Source organism: Kaistia nematophila (genome assembly GCF_026343855.1).
Lineage (GTDB): Bacteria > Pseudomonadota > Alphaproteobacteria > Rhizobiales > Kaistiaceae > Kaistia > Kaistia nematophila.
Map to the genome: position 1 here is coordinate 12,677 of NZ_JAPKNK010000005.1, position 19,408 is coordinate 32,084.

The following is a 19,408-nucleotide window of genomic DNA, read 5'->3' on the forward strand; positions in this document are numbered from 1 at the left end:
GGCGGCGTCACGGCTGCCGCAGGAAGGCCTGCAGCAACGGCACGGTGAAATCGAGGAAGACGCGAACGCGCTGCGGCATGCGCTCGCCGCCGAGGAAGATGGCGTGGATCTCCTCCTCGTCGCCGACCGTCCCGGCAAGCACCTCGACGAGCCGCCCTTCGGCCAGATCGGCGCGCACATGATATTCGCCGAGGCGGGCGAGCCCGACGCCGGCAATCGCCGCCCTTCGCATCGTCTCGCCATTGTTGGTGAGAAGCGAACCGGTAATGGCGCGGTCGACCGTCCGGCTGCCTTCGCGCAGGGGCCAGACCGGCATGGTGCGGCGGAAGTTGAAGCCCAGGCAATTGTGCCGGGCGAGATCGTCGACCGAGCGCGGCGTGCCATGCTCCTGGAGATAGGCGGGCGAGGCGACGATCTTGCGCCGGGCGACTCCGATGCGCCGGGCCCGCATGTTGGAATCCTGCAGGACGCCGACGCGAAAGGCGACGTCGGTGCGGTCGAGATAGAGATCGACCATTTCGTCGGCGAGCGACAGATCGACCCGGATGTTGGGATAGGCCTTCCAGAAGGCGGGCAGCGTCGGTTCGACGCCATGCACGCCGAAGGCGACTGACGTATTGACCCGCACCGTGCCGCCGGCGCACGCCGCTCCCTGCGAGAGTTCCCGCTCGACCTCGTCCAGTTCGGCGAGCAGCGCGAGGCTGCGTTCGTAGTAGAGTTCGCCTTCGGCCGTCAGCGATAGCCGTCGCGTCGAGCGCTCCAGCAGGCGCACGCCGAGCCGCGCCTCGATGCGCGAGATCAGCTTGCTCACGGTCGAGGGCGTCATCTGCATCTGGCTGGCTGCGGCCGAGAAATTCCCGGCCTCCACGACGCGCAGGAACACCTGCATTTCGCCGGCGCGATTATCCATGGGTTGGTCCGATCGGTGAATTGGTTTCACAGATTGTGTGGCTAGCCAGCGAATTATCAAGCGCCCACGTCGCCTTTATCTCGTCGCCATGCAGAAGCGGCGACGAGCGTGTCGCCGTCGCCACGATGGCAAGGGCGGCATGATCGCCGCTCTCCTCCAGGAGTTTGATGATGCAGACTGTGAAGGCGCATGGCGCGTCGATCCCGGCGCTCGGCTTCGGCGTGTTCCGGATGTCGGATGACGAGGTCGAACGGGTCGTGCCGGCGGCGCTCGAGGCGGGATTTCGTCACTTCGATACGGCGCAGATCTACCAGAACGAAGCGGCGCTCGGGCGCGCTCTGGCCAAGGCCGGCGCGCGGCGCGACGATCTCTTCCTGACCACCAAGGTCTGGGTCGACAACTACCACCCGGACCGCTTCCTGGACTCGGTCGAGGAAAGCCTCGACAGGCTGCGGGTCGACCGCGTCGATCTCCTGCTGCTGCACTGGCCGGGCGATGCGGTGCCGATCGCTGAACAGATCGCGATGCTGAATGCGGTGCAATCGGCCGGCAGGACGCTTCATGTCGGCGTCAGCAACCAGACCATCGCGCAGATGCGCGAGGCGGTCGCGCTCAGCGCGGCGCCGATCCTCACCAACCAGATCGAGGCGCATCCCTATCTCGACCAGCGCGCCGTCGCGGCGGCGGCGAAGGCGGAGGGCGTCGCGGTGACGGCCTATTTCGGCATGGCGGACGGCGCGGTGCCGCAGGATGTGCAGCTTGCCGCGATCGGCCGGCGCTACGGCAAGAGCGCGGCGCAGGTCGGATTACGCTTTTTGCTGCAGCAGGGCTTCGTCGCCCTCTCCAAGACCGCCAAGCCGGATCGCGTGGCCGAGAACATCGCGGTGTTCGATTTCGAACTGACCGAGGCCGAGATGGCGGCGATCACGGGTCTCGCCCGCGCCGACGGCCGGCGCGTCAGCCCGCCGGGCCTCGCGCCCGCCTGGGACTGATCGCTCGTCACCACGCCGGCCGACGCCCGACCGGGTGCCGGCCGGGACTGCCTGCTCAGCGCGGCACGATCTCGCGGATATCGGCGAAGATCGAATCCCAGGCCGCGTCGTCGAACTGCGCGAGGCCGAGGCCGCGCAGCAGGAACGCGCCTTCCGCGGCGAGCACGGCCGTCAGCGCCCGGCGCCCGGACGGCGTGCTCGTGTCGAGCTTGTCGAGAAATTCCTGGTAGTACCCCTGGATCTCGCTGCGGTAATCAGGGGTCTGCACGAGGCTCGCGAGCAGCGCGCTGGCGCGGATCGACGCCAGCCGATCCTCGCGATGGCTGGCGTCGACATGCGCGGCGGCGCCCGCATGCGGCTCGTCGCCGTGCGCCGTCAGATAGTCCGCGATCAGGCGATCATAGGATTTCCCGGCGCGATCGAGCATGGCCTCGATCAGCGCATCCTTGGTGCCGAAGGAATAGAGCACGCCGCCCTTGCTGACGCCGGCCTCGTGTGCCACCGCGTCGACGGTGAGGCTGGTGACGCCGCCCCTGGCGATGACGCGGTCGGCCGCGTCCAAAAGCCCCTCGCGATCGATCGTCGGCCGTCTGCCCATGTCTTTTCTCTTTTAATACCGTCTGGACGGATATATATCTCCGCGTCCCGACGCCGGCAATCCCCCCGTGGCGCGGGAATGGAGATGAAAATGACTGTCGCGCCGCGCAATCGCTGGCTGGTCCTGACCGCCGTGATCCTGGCGTTCCTGCCCGTTGTCGTCGACATGACGATCCTGCACATCGCCGTCCCGTCGCTTACCGTCGCGCTCGGCGCCTCGGGCACGGAGATCCTCTGGATCATCGACATCTATCCGCTGATCATGGCCGGCCTGCTCGTGCCGATGGGCACGCTGGGCGATCGCGTCGGTCATCGCCGGCAGATGCTGACCGGGCTCTCGATCTTCGGAACGGCGTCGGTCTGCGCCGCCTTCTCGCAGTCGGCGATGATGCTGATCCTTGCCCGCGTCCTGCTGGCAGTCGGTTCGTCGATGATCATTCCGAGCGTGCTCGCGATCATCCGGCAAACCTTCGAGGACCCGAAGGAGAGGGCGCTTGCCCTCGGCCTCTGGAGCACGGTCGCCTCCGCCGGCGCGGCGATTGGCCCGCTGACGGGCGGCTTCCTGCTCGAGCATTTCTGGTGGGGATCTGTGTTTCTCATCAACGTGCCGATCATGCTGGTCGTGCTGCCGGTGGTGTTCCTGTTCATTCCGAACCGGCCGATCGCGGCCGAGGGGCGCTGGAAGATCGGCCATGCGCTGCTGTTGATCGCCGGCCTGATCGCGACCGTCTATGCGGTGAAGACGGGCTTCAAGGCGGGGCCGTCGCCCTGGGTCTTCGGCGTCCTGGCGCTGGGTCTCGGCCTGATGGCCTGGTTCGCGCGGCTGCAGACCGTCGCTTCCGAGCCGCTCCTCGATCTCTCGCTGTTCCGCAAACCGGCGATCTCGGTCGGCATGCTGATGGCCTTCGTCGCGTCCGGCTCGTTTGCCGGCTTCGAGCTGCTGCTGGCGCAGGAGCTGCAATATGTCTATGGCCGGACGCCGCTGCAGGCAGGCCTCTTCATGATGCCGCTCGTTGTCGCCTCCGCGATCGCCGGGCCGATCGCCGGCAAGCTGGCGGGCCGGTTCGGCCTGCGCTGGCTCGGCACGGCCGGTCTCGCCGCCGCGTCGCTCGCGCTGTTCGGCATCAGCCGGTCCAACATCGGCGGCGACGGCGTCGTCATCGGTTGCCTGATGGCGGTGCTCGGCTTCTCGCTCGGCGTCGGCCTGCTGGCGTCGTCGGCCGCCATCATGGGGGCCGCGCCGGTCGAAAAGGCCGGCGCCGCGGGTTCGCTCGAGGCGACCGGCTATGAGCTCGGCGCCGGGCTCGGCATCACCTTCTTCGGCGTGCTGCTGAGCACGATCTACCGGGCCAACTTCGTCGCCGCGGGCGTGCCCGGGGCCGACGTCGGCGTTGCCTCGGGCTCGATTGGCGAGGCCATGGTGCTCGCCGGCCGCGTCGGCGGTGCCGAGGGTGAGGCCATCGCCGCCGCCGCCCGGGTTGCCTTCGCCAGCGCGCATGGCTCGGTGCTGATGGTGACGTCGACCCTCATCGCCGTGCTGGCCCTCGTCGTCTTCGTGGCGTTGCGCCACGAGGCGGCGCCGGTCGACGCGCAGCCGGTCCCCGCCGGTCATTGAGGCCGGCATCGGTCCATCCCTGCCGGACGGCGGCGCGTCGTCCGGGTGGCTTCCCATGCTGCAATGCGTGCAAGGGTGGCGGTCTTGCATCAAAAAAGTATCAGCGTGACGATGCCGGTTTGGTAGCGCCCGCATATCCGGCCACCTAAGGTTCCCCCATGCAGAGACCGCGTAAGTCGGCCTGCTGGAGCTGGCGCCGGGGGAACGGGCGCCGGACGCCTGTTAGGTGGGAGGTCCGCCGTGACGCCAGATCTGGAAGTCGTGGATATTCGCCGTGGCGAATCCTACAAGGCTTGGGAGCACGGATATCCGTTTCGCACGGTCCGTTGGCATTTCCATCCCGAGTATGAGCTGCACCACGTCGTCGCCACCAAGGGGCGTTATTTCGTCGGCGATTTCATCGGCGAGTTCGAACCCGGCAATCTGGTGCTGACCGGCCCGAACCTGCCGCACAACTGGATCAGCGATCTGCCCGAGGGCGCCACCGTGCCGCTGCGGTGCCGCATGGTGCTGTTCTCGCAGGAATTCATCGGCCGCCTGCTGTGCCTGGCGCCGGAACTCGCGGCCTTCGAGCGGGTGCTGGAGATGAGCCGTCGCGGCGCCCTGTTCCGGCCGGAGACGGCGGCGGAGGCGGCGCCGGTAATGCGGGAGATGATCGACGCGCAGGGCATTCGCCGCTTCGAGTTGTTCATCACGCTGATGGGGATCCTGGGGCGGTCGAACGACATGCGGCCGCTCGCCAGCTCGCACTATCTGCCGGATCCGTCCGGCTACATGTCGGTCGGCATCAACAAGGCGCTCGCCTATATCGGCGAGAACCTCACCGAGCCGTTCAGCGAGACCGACCTCGCCCAGATCGCCGGCCAGAGCGCCAGCGCGTTTTCGCGCAGCTTCCGCCGTCACACCGGCATGGCGCTGGTGCAGTTCGTCAATCGGCTGCGGATCAACCTCGCCTGTCAGCTGCTGATGAGCGACGACGCTCGCCCGATCACCGAGATCTGCTACGCGGTCGGGTTCAACAATCTGTCCAATTTCAACCGCCAGTTCCTGGCGCAGAAGGGCATGCCGCCCTCGCGCTTCCGGACTTTGCTTGCGGAGAATTCGAGGGTGGTCCAGGCCGCCTGAGAGCAGCGGAGGAGCAGGAGGAAGTCGATTTCGGTCGAAGGCCCAAGGTGTAGCGCTTGCCCGCTCCGCCAGGGGAGATGCTTTTCCAAAATTCTGAAGAGGAAGTAGCGCCCGGCAGTCGGCGACGAAGGTATTGAACCCGAGCCGCCAAGTCTCCGGATCCCATTCTCCGGACGATGTCGTTCGAGGGCTGCCTTGCCTGCTTCTGATAAACATAACGCTACCAAAGGGAGAAGACGGAATGACGAAAATTTCTTGGAGGCATATTGCCGCGGCGGCATTGGCGACCACGATGCTGGGCGGCCTTGCGGCCGCCGCGCGGGCTGCCGAGGTCACAGATGCCACCGTGGCGTTCCTGATGCCCGACCAGGGCTCGACCCGCTACGAGGAGCATGATTTCCCCGGCTTCAAGGCCGAGATGGACAAGCTCTGCCCGGGCTGCAAGGTCATCTATCTCAATGCCGGCGCCGACGCTTCCCGCCAGCAGCAGCAGTTCAACTCGGTGATCTCGCAGGGCGCCAAGGCGATCGTGCTCGATCCCGTCGATTCCGCCGCCGCCGCCTCGCTGGTCGAACTCGCCCAGAGCCAGGGCATCAAGGTGATCGCCTATGACCGTCCGATTCCGGACGCCAAGGCCGATTTCTACGTCTCGTTCGACAACCAGGCGATCGGCAAGTCGATCGCGGATTCGCTGGTCGCCCATCTGAAGGCCAAGGGCGTTTCGCCTGACAAGGGCGGCGTGCTGCAGATCAACGGTTCGCCGACCGATGCGGCCGCCGGCCTGATCAAGAAGGGCATCCACGAAGGCCTCGACAACAGCGGCTACAAGATCCTCGCCGAATACGACACGCCGGACTGGCTGCCGTCCAAGGCGCAGGAATGGGCCAGCGGCCAGGTGACGCGCTTCGGCGACAAGATCGTCGGCGTCGTGGCCGCCAATGACGGCACCGGCGGCGGCGCGATCGCCGCGCTGAAGGCGGCCGGCGTCGATCCGGTGCCGCCCGTCACCGGCAACGATGCGACGACCGCCGCGTTGCAGCTGATCATCGCCGGCGACCAGTACAACACGATCAACAAGCCGAGCGAGATCGTGGCGGCGGCGGCGGCGAATGTCGCGATGCAACTGCTGAAGGGCGAGACCCCGGAAGCCAAGACGACGCTCTACAACACGCCGTCGCAGCTCTTCGTTCCGGTCGTGGTGACGGCCGACAACTTCAAGGCCGAGATCATCGACAAGAACATCGCCAAGGCCGACGCGCTCTGCGTCGACCGCTACGCCGAAGGCTGCAAGGCGCTCGGCATCACCCAGTAACCGGCGCCGCCCGACCTCGTTCGGAGGTCGGGCGGATCCCTCTCGATTGTTGAACGCGTGAAGGTCCGCCAAGGGTATGACAGACACTCTGCAAGGCGCCCCCGCTTCCGGTGAGCCGGTCCTGAGCCTCCGGGGCATTTCCAAGCATTTCGGCGCCGTCTCGGCGCTGACCGACATCGATCTCGACGTCCATGCCGGCGAGGTCGTGGCGCTGGTCGGCGACAACGGCGCCGGCAAGTCGACTCTGGTCAAGATCCTCTCCGGCGTGCACCAGCCGAGCGCAGGCGCGATCCGCTTTCGCGGCGAGGCGGTGACGCTGAACGATCCGAGCGCGGCGCTCTCGCTCGGCATCGCGACCGTGTTCCAGGACCTTGCGCTCTGCGAAAATCTCGATGTCGTCGCCAACATCTTCCTCGGCCGCGAGCTCGATCCGCTCCGGATGGACGAGGTGACGATGGAGACGCGCTCCTGGCAGCTCCTGAACGAGCTGTCGGCGCGTATTCCGAGCGTCCGGGCCGCCGTCGCCTCGCTTTCGGGCGGCCAGCGCCAGACCGTCGCCATCGCGCGCTCCCTGCTGCTCGATCCGAAGCTGATCCTGCTCGACGAGCCGACGGCGGCGCTCGGCGTCGCGCAGACCGCCGAGGTGCTCGACCTGATCGAGCGCGTGCGCGATCGCGGCCTCGGCGTCGTGATGATCAGCCACAACATGGAGGACGTCCGCGCCGTCGCCGACCGCATCGTCGTGCTCCGGCTCGGCCGCAACAATGGCGAGTTCTCCCCCGACGCCTCGAATGAGGAACTCGTCAGCGCCATCACCGGCGCCTCGAACAATTCGGTGTCCAGGCGAGCCGGTCGCCGGCAAGCGCAGACCGCCCAGCAGCCGGAGTCGGGCCAATGACCGACCATAGCAAGTTCACCGCGTCCCCGACCTCGCCGCTGCTCGATCGCCGCGACGAGCGGGTCGCCCATTCGGCAAGCCTCGGCGACAGCATCCGCGCCTTTCTCGACCGCATCCGCTCCGGCGATCTCGGCATGCTGCCGGTCATCGTCGGGCTGATCATCATCTGGACGGTCTTCTCCATCCTGAACCCGGTGTTCCTGACCCCGAACAACCTGGTCAATCTGCTGTTCGATTCCTCGACCGTCGGCATCATCTCGCTAGGCATCGTCTGCATGCTGATGGTGGGCGAGATCGACCTGTCGGTCGGCTCGGTGAGCGGCGTCGCTTCCGCGATCCTCGGCGTGCTATGGGTCAACCAGGGCGTTCCGGCCGGCCTCGCCATGCTGGCCGCCGTCGCCGCCGGTGCCCTGATCGGCTTCCTCTACGCGCAGCTCTTCAACCGCTTCGGCATGCCGAGCTTCGTGGCGACGCTGGCGGGCCTGCTGACGTTCCTCGGCCTGCAGCTCTACCTGCTCGGCACCACCGGTTCGATCAACCTGCCCTATGGCTCGCCGCTGGTCCGCTTCGGCCAGCTGCTGGTGATGCCGGCGATCGTCTCGGTTGTCCTCGCCGCGCTGCCGGGGCTCGTGATCCTCTATACCGGCTATCGCACGGCGGCGCGGCGGCGCGCCGCCGGCCTCTCCTCGCAGACGTCGGGAGGCATCATCGCCCGCGCCGTGGCGGTCACCGTCGTGGCGGAACTGATCGTCGCCTATCTGAACCAGGGCCGTGGCGTGCCGTGGATGTTCGGCCTGTTCGTCGGGCTGGTGCTGGCGATGCAATATGCGCTGACCCGCACGCGCTGGGGCCGCTCGATGTTCGCCGTCGGCGGCAATCGCGAGGCGGCGCGCCGCGCCGGCATCAATGTCCGCATGATCTACACGAGCGCCTTCGTCTGCTGTTCGACGCTGGCGGCTTTCGGCGGCGTCATGGCGGCGGCGCGGCTCGCTTCGTCGAGCCAGCAGGCCGGCACCGGCGACGTCAACCTGAACGCGATCGCGGCGGCGGTCATCGGCGGCACCAGCCTGTTTGGCGGGCGCGGCAGCGCTTATTCGGCGCTCCTCGGCATCATCGTGATCCAGTCGATCTCGAGCGGCCTCACCCTGCTCGATCTGTCGTCGTCGCTTCGCTACATGATCACTGGCGGCGTGCTGGCCATCGCGGTCATCGTCGACTCGCTCGCCCGCCGTTCGCGCGTCAGCCACGGCCGCGCCTGATCCCGCATCCGAGACGCCGCCGGATGCGGCGGCGCCTCCTCGATCTCCGGCTGCAGCAACGCGTCCCCCGACGCCACCCTTACGGCTGCGCCGGCCATAGACCGGTTCATTCGCCATTCGGCATTTTCAGGAAGGAAGACGATCGTGATCCCCAGGAGAGGCGACGGCCAGGCCGTTCTCATCACAGGCGCCTCGCGCGGCATCGGCCGCGCCATCGCGTTGCGCTTCGCGGCCGAAGGCTACCGTGTCGTGGCCATGGACATTCCCCGCCAGGAAGCGGACCTTAAGCAGGTCCAGGAACTCATCCGCCAGGAAAACGGCACCTGCGACCTCGTCTTCGGCGATGTCAGCAATCCGGAATCGGTCAGGACCTTCGTCGCCGAGGCGAGGACGCTGGCCGGCCATATCGACGTGCTGGTGAACAATGCCGGCGTGCTGTCGCTGGCGCGGGTCGACGACATCGCGCCCGAGGAATGGGATCGCATGTATGACGTCAACACCAAGGGCACGTTCTTGGTGTGCCAGGCGCTGCTGGCCCAGTTCCGCGAGGCAGGCAAGGGCCGGATCGTCAACATCGCCTCGATCGGGGGAAAACGCGGCGCGCCGCTGCAGGCGCATTACTGTTCGTCCAAGGCGGCGGTCATCGGCTTCACCCATATCCTGGCGCAGGAAGTGGCCAGGGACGGCATCACCGTCAACGCCGTCTGCCCGGGGATCATCGACACCGAAATGGGGCGCAACAATTATCGCGACGAGGCGGCGCTGCAGGCGGTGAAGGACAAGACCGCCATGGGTCGGCTCGGCTATCCCGACGATGTCGTCGGTGCGGTCGCCTTCTTCGCTTCCGACGATGCCTCGTTCATCACCGGCCAGGCGCTGAACGTCTGCGGCGGCATCATTTTTCACTAGGGCGGCGGTAGGACCCTCACCCCGACCCTCTCCCGCCGGCGGGAGAGGGGGCGGATCGAGCCCGGCCTCCCGACGACGGATCTCCCGGTCGATGTCCCGTCGGCGAAAAAAAGCCCTCGCCCGTTTGCGGGAGAGGGGTGGGCGCGGGGCTTGCTTTCGCGCGGGCGGTCTACTCCGCGACAAGCCCGAGCGCGGCCAGCGCTTGCTCCGTCGAGGCTAGGTCCGTGTGCGTGTGGCCGCTGATGCCGAGGCTGGCGGCGAGTTCGACGAACTCCCGCGTGTTGTCGATGTAGAAGACCCGCTCCGGCGGGCTGAGCGAGATCTCCAGCGCCATGCGGAAGATCTCCGGGTCCGGCTTGCGGACATGCACGAAGCTCGACGAGACGAAGACGTCGAACAGGCGATCGAGGCCGAAGGTGCGGATCCGGTAGGCGTTCAGTTCGCGCGCTTCGTTGCTGACGGCGACGATCTTCAGGCCATAGCGCTGCTTGAGGCGGGGAAACAGCGCCAGCATGCCCGGATCGGGCTGCGATTGCGCGCACATGAACTCCCAGAACGCCTCGCGTCCGAACAGGCGCGGCTCGTTGAAGATCACCCGGTCGAGATAGCCGTCGAGGCCGAGATAGCCTCTTTCATAGGCGTCGACATGCGCCTGATGCCGGGTCTCCATGGCGTCCCAGTCGAGCCCGAACGTTTCGGCCGCGCGGCGACGCGATCCGTGGTCCCAGCCATTGGTGAGCAGGACGCCGCCTATATCGAGGAACAGCGTGGTGATCGGCGCGGGCTCCGTCACGAGGCTTACTCCCCGGCGTCCGAAAGCGCGGAGCGCGTCGTCGCCTGCGGGGTGATCGGCGTCTTGCCCTCCAGATGGCCGCCGAAGCCGAACCGCATCGCCGACAGCATCTTGTCGCCGAAATGCAGCTCCATCCGGGTTCGGAAGCGGGCATAGAGCGAAGCGGTGAGGACATCGGCCGGTACGGCCTCCTCGATCGCCGCCTGCACGGTCCAGCGGCCCTCGCCGGAATCCTGCACGAAACCGGAGAATTCCTGCAACTGCGGGTCGCGCGCCAGCGCGGCGGCGCCGAGGTCGAGCAGCCAGGAGGTGATGACGCTGCCGCGCCGCCAGACCTCGGCGATCTCCGCGATGTCGAGCGTGAACCGCTCGTCTTCCGGCAACTCGGTCGAATCCTTGTTGCGCAGGATGTCAAAGCCTTCGGCATAGGCCTGCATCAGCCCGTATTCGATGCCGTTATGGACCATCTTGACGAAATGGCCGGAGCCGGCCGGCCCGGTGTGGATATAGCCGCGCTCGGCGCGGGAGACGGCGTCGCCGAGGCCGGGTGTGCGCGGGATGCTGCCGAGGCCGGGCGCCAGCGTTGCGAAGATCGGATCGAGATGCTCGACCGCCTCGTTGGTGCCTCCGATCATCATGCAGTAGCCGCGCTCGAGCCCCCAGACGCCGCCCGACGTGCCGCAATCGACATAGCGGATGCCCTTTTCGGCGAGGTGGCGGGCCCGGCGGATATCGTCCTTGTAGAAGGCGTTGCCGCCATCGATCAGGATGTCCTCGGCCTGCACCAGGCCTTCCAGTTCGGCGATGGTGTCCTCGGTGATCTTGCCGGCGGGCAGCATCAGCCAGATCGCGCGCGGCCGTTCCGTCAGCGACGACACCATCTCTTCCAGCGACCGGACGACGATCGCACCCTCCATGGCCAGCGCCTCGCCGGCGGTGGGATTGCGGTCGAAGACGACGCAACGATGACCGTCCCGCATCAGGCGGCGTGCAATGTTTCCGCCCATGCGTCCCAGTCCGATCACACCAATCTGCATTTCAATCGTTCCTCGCGAGAGAGTGTCGAAGGCAAGCTTGCGTAGGGAAGGGGCCTTTCGGGAAGATCGGGATCGGCCTTCCTGTCTTGGCCCCGGAGGGGTTCGGGAAGAGATAGCGCCGGCGTCGTCGCATTGTAGCCGCCATGGGCGCGGGCGATTTCGCCGGCTTGTCCGCGATGATAGCCGTTCCCTGTGACAGAGGGAATTTTGTGCATCACGGAACGGGCTTCCCGCCGCCCCGTTGTTGCTGGACCGGCGTGGTATCTTCGTGCCTGGGAAGATCCCGCCTCGTCGCGCCCCGCGACGGTTCCTGTCGGACAGGCAATCCGGATCGATCATGAAAAAGCTGGCCGTCTTCGACCTCGATGGAACGCTCGCCGAAAGCAAGTCGGCGCTCGATCCGGAAATGGCGGAATTGCTGGTGCGCCTGCTGGAGGTCGTCAAGGTCGCGATCATCTCCGGCGGCGCCTGGGAGCAGTTCGAGACCCAGGTGCTGAGCAACCTGCCGCGGGACGACCGTCTCATCGACCTGTCGATGCTGCCCACCTGCGGCACGCAGTTCTATCGCTATGACGGTGGCTGGAAGAAGCTCTACGCAGAAGACTTCAGCCCCGAGGAGAAGACGCAGATCATCGCGGCGCTCAACCGCGCGCTCGACGAAACCGGCTACCGCCCGGAGAAGCACTGGGGCGAACTGATCGAGGATCGCGGCAGCCAGATCACGCTTTCCGCGCTCGGCCAGCAGGCGCCGCTCGACCAGAAAAAGCAGTGGGACCCCGATTTCGCCAAGCGCAACAAGATCAAGGCGATCCTGCAGCCGCTGATCCCGCGCTTCTCGGTCAATCTCGGCGGCGCCACCTCGATCGACATCACCATGCCCGGCATCGACAAGGCCTATGGCATCCAGAAACTGCGGGATACGCTGGGCATTCCGATCGCCGACATGGTGTTCGTCGGCGATGCCATTTTCCCGGGCGGCAATGACTATCCCGCCAAGCAGGCGGGCGTCACCTCGATCCGCGTCCGCGATCCGGAGGAGACCAAGCGGGTCATCGAGGCCTTCCTTGCCTGCCTGGAGAAGGGCGCGCATCCGTGAGGGATTTCGAGCTGCAGCGGATCGGCCTGATCATGGAGCCGGCGGCGGGCGAGCCGAACGAGGCGGAGGGCGTGCTCAATCCAGCCGCCATCCGGGGGCGGGATGGCCAGCTCTATCTGTTCCCGCGCCTGGTCGCGAAGGGCAATTTCTCCCGGATCGGCATCGCCCGCGTCCTGTTCGATCCGGCCGGCGATCCGAAGGGCGTCGAGCGCATGGGCATCGCGCTCGAACCCGAGGCCGATTACGAATTGCGGGAGAATGGCGGCGGTTGCGAGGATCCGCGCATCAGCTATGTCGAGGCGCTCGACCATTATGTGATGACCTATACGGCGCTGTCGCCGCGCGGGCCCCGGATCGCCATCGCCGTTTCCGACGATCTACTGCACTGGCATCGGCTGGGGCTGGCGACATTCCGCAACTATCACGGCATCGGCTTCGTCGATGTCGATGACAAGGACGCCAGCATCTTCAGCGCGCTCGTGCCCGACCCGATGGGAAGGCCGACGCTCGGCCTGATCCATAGGCCGCTGTTCCCCGGAACCCGGCCGGAGGAGACCATCCACAAGCCGGCCTCGCAGCCGCAGGACACCTATCGCGAGTGCATCTGGATTTCCTATTGCCGGCTCGGCACCCAAGGCGGCACGCCGCAACTCGGCCAGTTCGCCGAGCACCACCGGCTGATCTGCCCCGAGGCGATCTGGGAGCGCCTGAAGATCGGTGGCGGGGCGCCGCCCATTCCCTGCCGGCACGGCTGGCTGATGATCTATCACGGTGTCGGCGACATTTTTCATCCGAGCCTGCATGGCCGGAAGCTCTGCTACTCGGCCGGCGCGATGATCCTGTCGAAGGCCCATCCGAACCGGGTTGTCTATCGCTCTCCAGACCCGGTCCTGGTGCCCGATGGCCCGCTGGAATGGGAGGGGACGGTCGACAGCGTCGTGTTCCCGACCGGCATCGACCGGCGCGACGATCTCGGCACGCCCGACCGCTTCGATGTCTATTACGGCATGGCCGACGACCGCATCGGTGTGGCGCGGCTTATGGTGCCGGAAGTGCTTCCGGCGGCTGGGTGACCGGGGTTCGAGGCGGACCGGACCGTTGCCGGGCCGGCCCGCCGCTTGGGCTATCCCTTCACCGCGCCGGCGGTCAGGCCGGCGACGATGTGCTTCTGCGCCGCGAAGAAGACGATGATCGTCGGCAGGATGGTGAGCGTGATGAAGGCGAGCACAAGCTGCCATTCTGTCGAGAACTCGCCCTGGTAGACCATGATGCCGAGCGGCCAGGGATATTTGCCCTCTGTGTTGAGCAGGATCAGTGGCAGCAGGTAGCTGTTCCAGGAATTGACGAAGGCGACGATGCCGACGGTCGCGAGGATTGGCCGCGAGAGCGGCAGCGTGATGTGCCAGAAATAGCGGATGTAGCCGCAGCCATCGACGAGCGCCGCGTCGAAGAGCTCGTGCGGCACGTTCTGGAAGAACTTGCGGAACAGCATGATGCTCATGCCGAGCCCGAAGGCGACCTGCGGCAGCACCACGCCCCAATAGGTATCGAGCAGGCCGAGGTCGCGGATGCGGATGAACAGTGGCAGGATGGCGGTCGCGACCGGGAACATCAGCCCGATCAGGAAATAATTGAGCAGGAAGCCTGAGCCGAAGAACTTCACATGCGCGAAGGTGAAGGCGGCCATGGCGGCGACGGCAAGCGTCAGGATCACCGAAAGCACCGCGATGATCAGCGAGTTGCCGAGCATCTGCCAGTAGCGGGCGCTGGCGAGGATGTCGAGATAGTTGGACCAGATCCACTGGTTCGGCAGGCCGAACGGATTGACGCGGAGATCGCCCAGCGTCTTGAAACCGCCGACCGCCGTGGTGAGCAGCGGCAGCAGCACCACCGCGGCGATCAGCAGGAGGCTCGCATAGAGATAGAGCCAGGTGACGAAGCTCATCCGGTGCTTGGAGAACACCTCGCGGCGCCGGCGCGCCGATGCGGCGGACGGCTTGGTGACGGGGTTTCCGGCGATGATGGTTTGATCAGTCATTGCGCATAAAGATCCGCTTGTAGCCGAAGGCGAGCGTGACGCAGATCACGAACAGGACCACGCCGACGGCGCTGCCGAAGCCGACCTTCATGCGGGTGATGCCGTAGGAATAGAGGAAGGTGACCATGGTCTGGGTGCTGTTCGACGGCCCGCCGCCGGTCAGCGGCATGATCATGTCGAAGAGCTGCAGCGAGCCGATCACCGAGAAGAAGACGGACAGGCGGATGGTCGGAGCCAGCAGCGGCAGCGTGATGTTGCGGAAGCGCTGCCAGCGCGTCGCGCCGTCCATCTCGGCCGCCTCGTAGTAGCTCTTGTCGATCGATTGCAGGCCGGCGATGAACAGCATCATGTGGAAGCCGAAATACTTCCAGACGATGACGCCGAGCACGGCGTAGATGGCGAGGCTCTTGTCGGCCAGCACATAGGGCGAGGCGACGTTGAAGAACGAGGCGATGGCGGCGAACAGGCCGTAGTCGCCGTCATAGACGAAGCGCCAGATCAGGCCGGCGGCGACGTCCGCCAGCACGTAGGGCATGAAGAAGATCAGCCGGAACGACACCGCGCCGGGGATGCGGTGCGACACCATCGTCGCGAGCCAGAGCGCCAGCGGGATCTGGATCGCAATCGAGACGAGCATGATCAGCCCGTTGTTCATCAGCGCCTGGCGGAAGGCGCCGTTGCGAAACAGCAGCTCGAAGTTCTTCAGGCCGATGAATTTCTCGGGCAGGCCGTAGCCGCTCCAGTCGTACAGGCTGTACCAGGCCGCTTCGCCCATCGGCAGGATGACGAAGAGGGTGAAGATCAGCAGGGCAGGCGGCAGGAACAGGACGAGGACGGGGAGGGTCCCGTTGTTCCAGCGGCGGCCGCTGCGGCCGGGCGCATGCGCGGCAGTCATGGTTTGGGTCATCGGCCCGGGATCTCCGGCTGAAGAGGAAAGGCCGCCGCGGCGAGGAAAGCCGCGGCGGCGGGACGTCCGGGGCTAGTTTTCCAGCGCCCAGGCGTCCTGGATCTGCTGCGCGGCGTCTTCCGGCGACATCTGGCCGGAGACGATCTCCACCGAGACGTCGTTGACCACGCGGCCGACCGCCGGGCCGAGATCCTGGTCGAGGAAGTTCTGGTGCCAGGTCGAGGCGGCGAGGCCCTGCGCGGCGTTCTTGATCAGTGGTTCACCGACCGCGTCACCGACGCCGACGGCGGCGGGGATGATCAGGTTCTTGGCGGCCATCAGCTTCTGGCTGTCCGGATTGGTCAGGAAGGCCGCGAATTCCACCGCCTCGGGCGGCGCGTTCTTGGTCAGCACCCAGCCATTGATGCCGCCCATCGTGTCGGTAGGCTGGCCGGCGCCGCCCGCGACGAGCGGGAAGGCGAAGGTGCCGATCTGGTCCTTGGCGAGGCCCTTGCCGTCGGCGGCGCTGTTCGCCTGGACGTAGACGGTGCTCTCGAAGCCGAGCACCATGGCCGCCTTGCCGTCGCCGAAGGCGCCGATGGTCTGCGGCCAGGTCGCGCCGAGATAGCCCTGCTGGAACGGTTCGAGCTTGCCGAGCGCGGCGAGGTCCTGGCCGGCCTTGACGAAGGCCTCCGACTTGAAGCCGTCGCCCTCATTGGCTTTCGCTGCGTCGAAGGCCGCCTTGCCGCCCTCGCGCATGGCGAGATAGCCCCAGTAGAAATGGATCGGCCACTTCTCGCCGCCGCCGCCGGCGATCGGAGTGATGCCGGCATCCTTCAGCTTCTTGACCGCAGCCAGGAAGTCGTCCCAGTTCTTGATGCTGGCGGCGTCGACGCCGGCTTTCTCGAACAGCGCCTTGTTGTAGTAGAAGCTGACCAGGCCGGTCTGGTAGGGCAGGGCGTAGACCTTGCCCTCGACCGACAGGCCGTTGACGAGCGCCGGGTTGTACACGGCGCGCAGCTTGCCGCCATCGGCGTCCATCGCCTCGGTCAGGTCCTTGATGGCGCCGGTGCGGGCCTGCTCGGCCAGCACGCCGCCGCCCCAGGTGTAGAACAGGTGCGGCGGATCGTTCGACTGCAGCAGCGTCGGCAGCTTGGCCTTGAACGCCTCGTTTTCGAGGAACTGCATCTCGACCTTGACGCCCGGATGGGAGGCTTCAAAGTTCTTGACGATCTCGCTCCAGGCGGCGCCGACATCAGGGTCGGTATTCAGGTGGAGCCATTTGACCGTAACATCGGCGAGCGCCGTGCTGGCCGAAAGCGCAAGCCCGATCGCCGCGCCGAAGAGCGTTCTGAACGTCATCGATTGTCCTCCCAGACGGCCGCCGGCTGTTTCCTCCCACCGGCGCTCGTTTAATAAACAATGCGGATTAAATCTGTTCTCGTTATGGGGCGGCTGTCAAGAGAAGCCATGATTTGTTGCGATGCAGCGCGGAATCGGGCGTTGACAGCCTCCCTTTGCAGTGTGAATAACTGCCTGACCCGGATTAAATGGCTCCCTGGAAATGAAGACAGCTGATCCCGAATTGATGCGCGCCATCAATCGCTTCCACGTGATGGACGCGATCCGGCGGTTCGGACCGATCTCGCGGGTGGAGATCTCCGACCGCACGCAATTGTCGGCGACGACCGTCTCGGCGATCACCGCGGCCCTGCTCGACGACGGCCTGATCATCACCCACCAGCTCGGCGGCATCCGCGATGCGGCGCGCGGCCGTCCGCGCGTCATGCTCGAGCTGAACCCGGCCGCCGCCCATGTCGTCGGCGTCAAGCTGGCGCTCGACCAGATCACCGTGGCGACGACGAATTTCCGCGCCGACGTGCTGTCGAGCCTGGTGCTGCCGATCCGCCTGCAGCGCCAGTCGGTCTCGGTCATCGCCGACCTGGTCGAGGACGGCATCCGCCGCTGCGTCGCCGATGCCGGCCTGACGATGGAGCAGGTCTCGGGCGTCTGCGTCGGGCTGCCCGGCGTTGTCGAGCGCATCGCAGGCGTCTGCCGCGCCAGCCCGGTGTTCGGCGAGCGCGACGTGCCCTTCGCGGCCGAACTGACCGGCCGGCTCGGCGGCGTCGTCGCGACCATCGACAGCGACGTCAACCTCGTCACGCTCGCCGAGCACTGGTTCGGCCAGGCGCGCGGCCTCGATGATTTTCTCGTCATTTCGGTCGAGCTCGGGCTCGGCCTCGGCATCATGCACAATGGCGAATTGTTCCGTGGCGCCAACGGGTTGAGCCCGGATCTCGGCGACCTGATGGTGCGCCCGCCGAATGGCGACAGCTCGACGCGGCTGTCGAGCGCCGCATCCGAGGCGAGCATCGTCGCCGAGGCGCGCGAGATCCTCGCCGGCGGCGATCACGAACATGCGTTCCGGCTCGGCCGCGGCATGGAGAAGATCCTGGAACTGGCGGAGCAGGGGGAGCCGCGGATCCTGGCCCTGCTCGAACGCGCCGGCGGCGCGCTCGGCTTCGCCATCGCCAACCTGATCACGCTGTTCGCGCCGCCCAAGGTGATCCTGGCCGGCGCCGCCCTGGAGGCGGGCGAGGCGCTGGTCGGGCCGATCCGGCACACGGTGGCGGCCCTGCTGCCGCCGAGCCTGGCGGATGTTTCCGACATCGTCGTCCACCACTGGCAGGACGACATCTGGGCGCGTGGCGCGGCGGCGATGACGCTCCGCGACCTCTATGGCGCGCCCTGGAACACCACCGGACCGGTCGTCCATCGCTGACGGCCGACGAGACGAGAATCGCATCTGGGAGAGAGCGCGAGATGGTTGAACGGGTAGGAATTGGTTTCATCGGCTGCGGCAATATCAGCGCGGCCTATCTGAAGGCGGCGGCGGGCTTCCCGATCCTCGATATCCGGGGCGTCGCCGACCTGAATGCCGACGCCGCCAACGCCCGCGCGGCGGAATTCGGCCTCAAGGCCCAGTCGATCGACGCCATGCTGGCGGATCCCTCGATCGAGATCATCGTCAATCTCACCATTCCGAAGGCGCATGTCGAAGTCGGCCTGCAGGCCGTCGCCGCCGGCAAGCACGTCCATTCGGAAAAGCCGCTCGGCATTTCCACCGCCGAGGCGAGGAAGCTGGTCGAGGCGGCGAAGGCGAAGGGCGTGCGGCTCGGCAGCGCGCCGGACACCTTCTTCGGCGGCGCCCACCAGACCAGCCGCAAGCTGATCGACGAGGGCGCCATCGGTACGCCGATCGCCGGCACCGCCTTCTTCATGTGCCCCGGCCATGAGCGCTGGCATCCCAATCCCGGATTCTACTATCTCGATGGCGGCGGGCCGATGCTGGACATGGGGCCGTACTACGTCACCGACCTGGTCAATCTGCTCGGGCCTGTCGCCCGCGTCGCCGGCGTCGCCACCAAGCTGCGCGACGAGCGCCTGGTCACCAGCGAGCCGCTCAACGGCACCAGGATCCCGGTCGAGGTCGCGACCCATGTCGCCGGCACGCTGCAATTCGTCTCCGGCGCCGTCGTCACCATCGCCATGAGCTTCGACGTGCCGCGCCACCAGCACAGCCCGATCGAACTCTATGGTTCCGCCGGATCGATCCTGGTGCCGGATCCGAACCACTTTGGCGGCGATATCAAGCTCGCGACGGCCTCCGACGACTGGCAGACCGTGCCGACGCAGCATGGCTATGCCGACGGAAATTTCCGCGTCATCGGCGTCGCCGACATGGCCGAGGCGATCCGTACCGGCCGGCCGCACCGCGCCAGCGGTGATCTCGCCCTCCATGCGCTGGAGGTGATGGAGGCATTCCAGCGCTCGTCCGACACCGGCGAGCACATCACGATCGCGAGCCGTCCGGAACGCCCGGCCGCTCTGCCGGTCGGCGTCGCCATCGGCGCGCTCGGCTGAAGCCAGTTCAATTCAAC

At 66.6% G+C, this 19,408-nt stretch carries 18 protein-coding genes; 11 read left to right on the top strand and 7 right to left on the bottom strand.

The window, feature by feature from the left end:
* Window positions 1–7 precede the first annotated feature (7 nt).
* Window positions 8–910: a LysR family transcriptional regulator gene (locus tag OSH07_RS13045; protein WP_266339099.1), complete on the bottom strand. Its 903-nt coding sequence runs from the start codon at window positions 908–910 to the stop codon at window positions 8–10.
* A gap of 170 nt (window positions 911–1,080) precedes the next feature.
* Between OSH07_RS13045 and OSH07_RS13050 the strand changes: the two genes are divergently transcribed.
* Window positions 1,081–1,902, top strand: coding sequence for an aldo/keto reductase (locus OSH07_RS13050; RefSeq protein ID WP_266339100.1), 822 nt, complete (start codon window positions 1,081–1,083; stop codon window positions 1,900–1,902).
* A 55-nt stretch (window positions 1,903–1,957) separates the two neighbouring features.
* On the opposite strand, the gene OSH07_RS13055 is transcribed toward OSH07_RS13050, so the two are convergent.
* Entirely contained in the window at window positions 1,958–2,500 is a 543-nt protein-coding gene (locus OSH07_RS13055; protein ID WP_266339101.1) for a TetR/AcrR family transcriptional regulator, read from the bottom strand.
* Window positions 2,501–2,590: 90 nt separating this feature from the next.
* On the opposite strand from OSH07_RS13055, the gene OSH07_RS13060 reads away from it, so the two are divergent.
* The 6 genes from OSH07_RS13060 (at window position 2,591) to OSH07_RS13085 (ending at window position 9,617) form a co-directional block, all read left to right on the top strand.
* Window positions 2,591–4,114, top strand: a complete 1,524-nt coding sequence (locus tag OSH07_RS13060) for an MFS transporter (protein ID WP_266339102.1) — start codon at window positions 2,591–2,593, stop codon at window positions 4,112–4,114.
* A 240-nt stretch (window positions 4,115–4,354) separates the two neighbouring features.
* A complete protein-coding gene (locus tag OSH07_RS13065) occupies window positions 4,355–5,239 on the top strand; it encodes a helix-turn-helix domain-containing protein (RefSeq protein ID WP_266339103.1) in 885 nt (294 codons plus the stop codon).
* A gap of 241 nt (window positions 5,240–5,480) precedes the next feature.
* On the top strand, window positions 5,481–6,551 hold the full coding sequence (locus OSH07_RS13070) for an ABC transporter substrate-binding protein (protein ID WP_266339104.1): 1,071 nt from the start codon (window positions 5,481–5,483) through the stop codon (window positions 6,549–6,551).
* A 76-nt stretch (window positions 6,552–6,627) separates the two neighbouring features.
* Window positions 6,628–7,449, top strand: coding sequence for an ATP-binding cassette domain-containing protein (locus tag OSH07_RS13075; protein ID WP_266339105.1), 822 nt, complete (start codon window positions 6,628–6,630; stop codon window positions 7,447–7,449).
* Window positions 7,446–8,708, top strand: a complete 1,263-nt coding sequence (locus OSH07_RS13080; protein ID WP_266339106.1) for a sugar ABC transporter permease — start codon at window positions 7,446–7,448, stop codon at window positions 8,706–8,708. Before OSH07_RS13075 ends, OSH07_RS13080 begins: the two co-directional genes overlap by 4 nt.
* Window positions 8,709–8,852: 144 nt before the next feature.
* Window positions 8,853–9,617 carry an SDR family NAD(P)-dependent oxidoreductase gene (locus OSH07_RS13085; RefSeq protein ID WP_266339107.1) on the top strand — a complete coding sequence of 255 codons (765 nt, stop codon included), beginning with the start codon at window positions 8,853–8,855 and terminating at the stop codon, window positions 9,615–9,617.
* A gap of 169 nt (window positions 9,618–9,786) precedes the next feature.
* Here the strand turns inward: OSH07_RS13085 and OSH07_RS24450 are convergent, their stop codons facing one another.
* A complete protein-coding gene (locus OSH07_RS24450; protein ID WP_266339108.1) occupies window positions 9,787–10,410 on the bottom strand; it encodes an HAD family hydrolase in 624 nt (207 codons plus the stop codon).
* A 5-nt stretch (window positions 10,411–10,415) separates the two neighbouring features.
* Window positions 10,416–11,447: a phosphogluconate dehydrogenase (NAD(+)-dependent, decarboxylating) gene (gene gnd, locus OSH07_RS13095; RefSeq protein ID WP_266339109.1), complete on the bottom strand. Its 1,032-nt coding sequence runs from the start codon at window positions 11,445–11,447 to the stop codon at window positions 10,416–10,418.
* Between the two features lie 337 nt (window positions 11,448–11,784).
* Here gnd and OSH07_RS13100 point away from each other — a divergent pair, with 337 nt between their 5' ends.
* Both OSH07_RS13100 and OSH07_RS13105 read left to right on the top strand, forming a co-directional pair.
* The gene (locus OSH07_RS13100) at window positions 11,785–12,543 is read left to right on the top strand and encodes an HAD-IIB family hydrolase (RefSeq protein WP_266339110.1); all 759 of its coding nucleotides are present in this window, start codon (window positions 11,785–11,787) and stop codon (window positions 12,541–12,543) included.
* Entirely contained in the window at window positions 12,540–13,616 is a 1,077-nt protein-coding gene (locus OSH07_RS13105; protein ID WP_266339111.1) for a glycoside hydrolase family 130 protein, read from the top strand. Before OSH07_RS13100 ends, OSH07_RS13105 begins: the two co-directional genes overlap by 4 nt.
* A gap of 50 nt (window positions 13,617–13,666) precedes the next feature.
* Here the strand turns inward: OSH07_RS13105 and OSH07_RS13110 are convergent, their stop codons facing one another.
* The 3 genes from OSH07_RS13110 to OSH07_RS13120 all read right to left on the bottom strand — a co-directional run bounded on the left by OSH07_RS13110 (window position 13,667) and on the right by OSH07_RS13120 (window position 16,829).
* Complete coding sequence (locus OSH07_RS13110) at window positions 13,667–14,488, bottom strand: carbohydrate ABC transporter permease (RefSeq protein WP_266339384.1); 822 nt, start codon at window positions 14,486–14,488, stop codon at window positions 13,667–13,669.
* Between the two features lie 85 nt (window positions 14,489–14,573).
* The gene (locus tag OSH07_RS13115) at window positions 14,574–15,476 is read right to left on the bottom strand and encodes a carbohydrate ABC transporter permease (RefSeq protein WP_266339385.1); all 903 of its coding nucleotides are present in this window, start codon (window positions 15,474–15,476) and stop codon (window positions 14,574–14,576) included.
* 84 nt (window positions 15,477–15,560) lie between these two features.
* Window positions 15,561–16,829, bottom strand: a complete 1,269-nt coding sequence (locus tag OSH07_RS13120) for an extracellular solute-binding protein (protein ID WP_266339112.1) — start codon at window positions 16,827–16,829, stop codon at window positions 15,561–15,563.
* Window positions 16,830–17,031: 202 nt separating this feature from the next.
* Between OSH07_RS13120 and OSH07_RS13125 the strand changes: the two genes are divergently transcribed.
* Window positions 17,032–18,249: an ROK family transcriptional regulator gene (locus OSH07_RS13125; RefSeq protein ID WP_266339113.1), complete on the top strand. Its 1,218-nt coding sequence runs from the start codon at window positions 17,032–17,034 to the stop codon at window positions 18,247–18,249.
* Window positions 18,250–18,290: 41 nt separating this feature from the next.
* Entirely contained in the window at window positions 18,291–19,391 is a 1,101-nt protein-coding gene (locus OSH07_RS13130; RefSeq protein ID WP_266339114.1) for a Gfo/Idh/MocA family protein, read from the top strand.
* The last annotated feature ends 17 nt before the right edge of the window (window positions 19,392–19,408 follow it).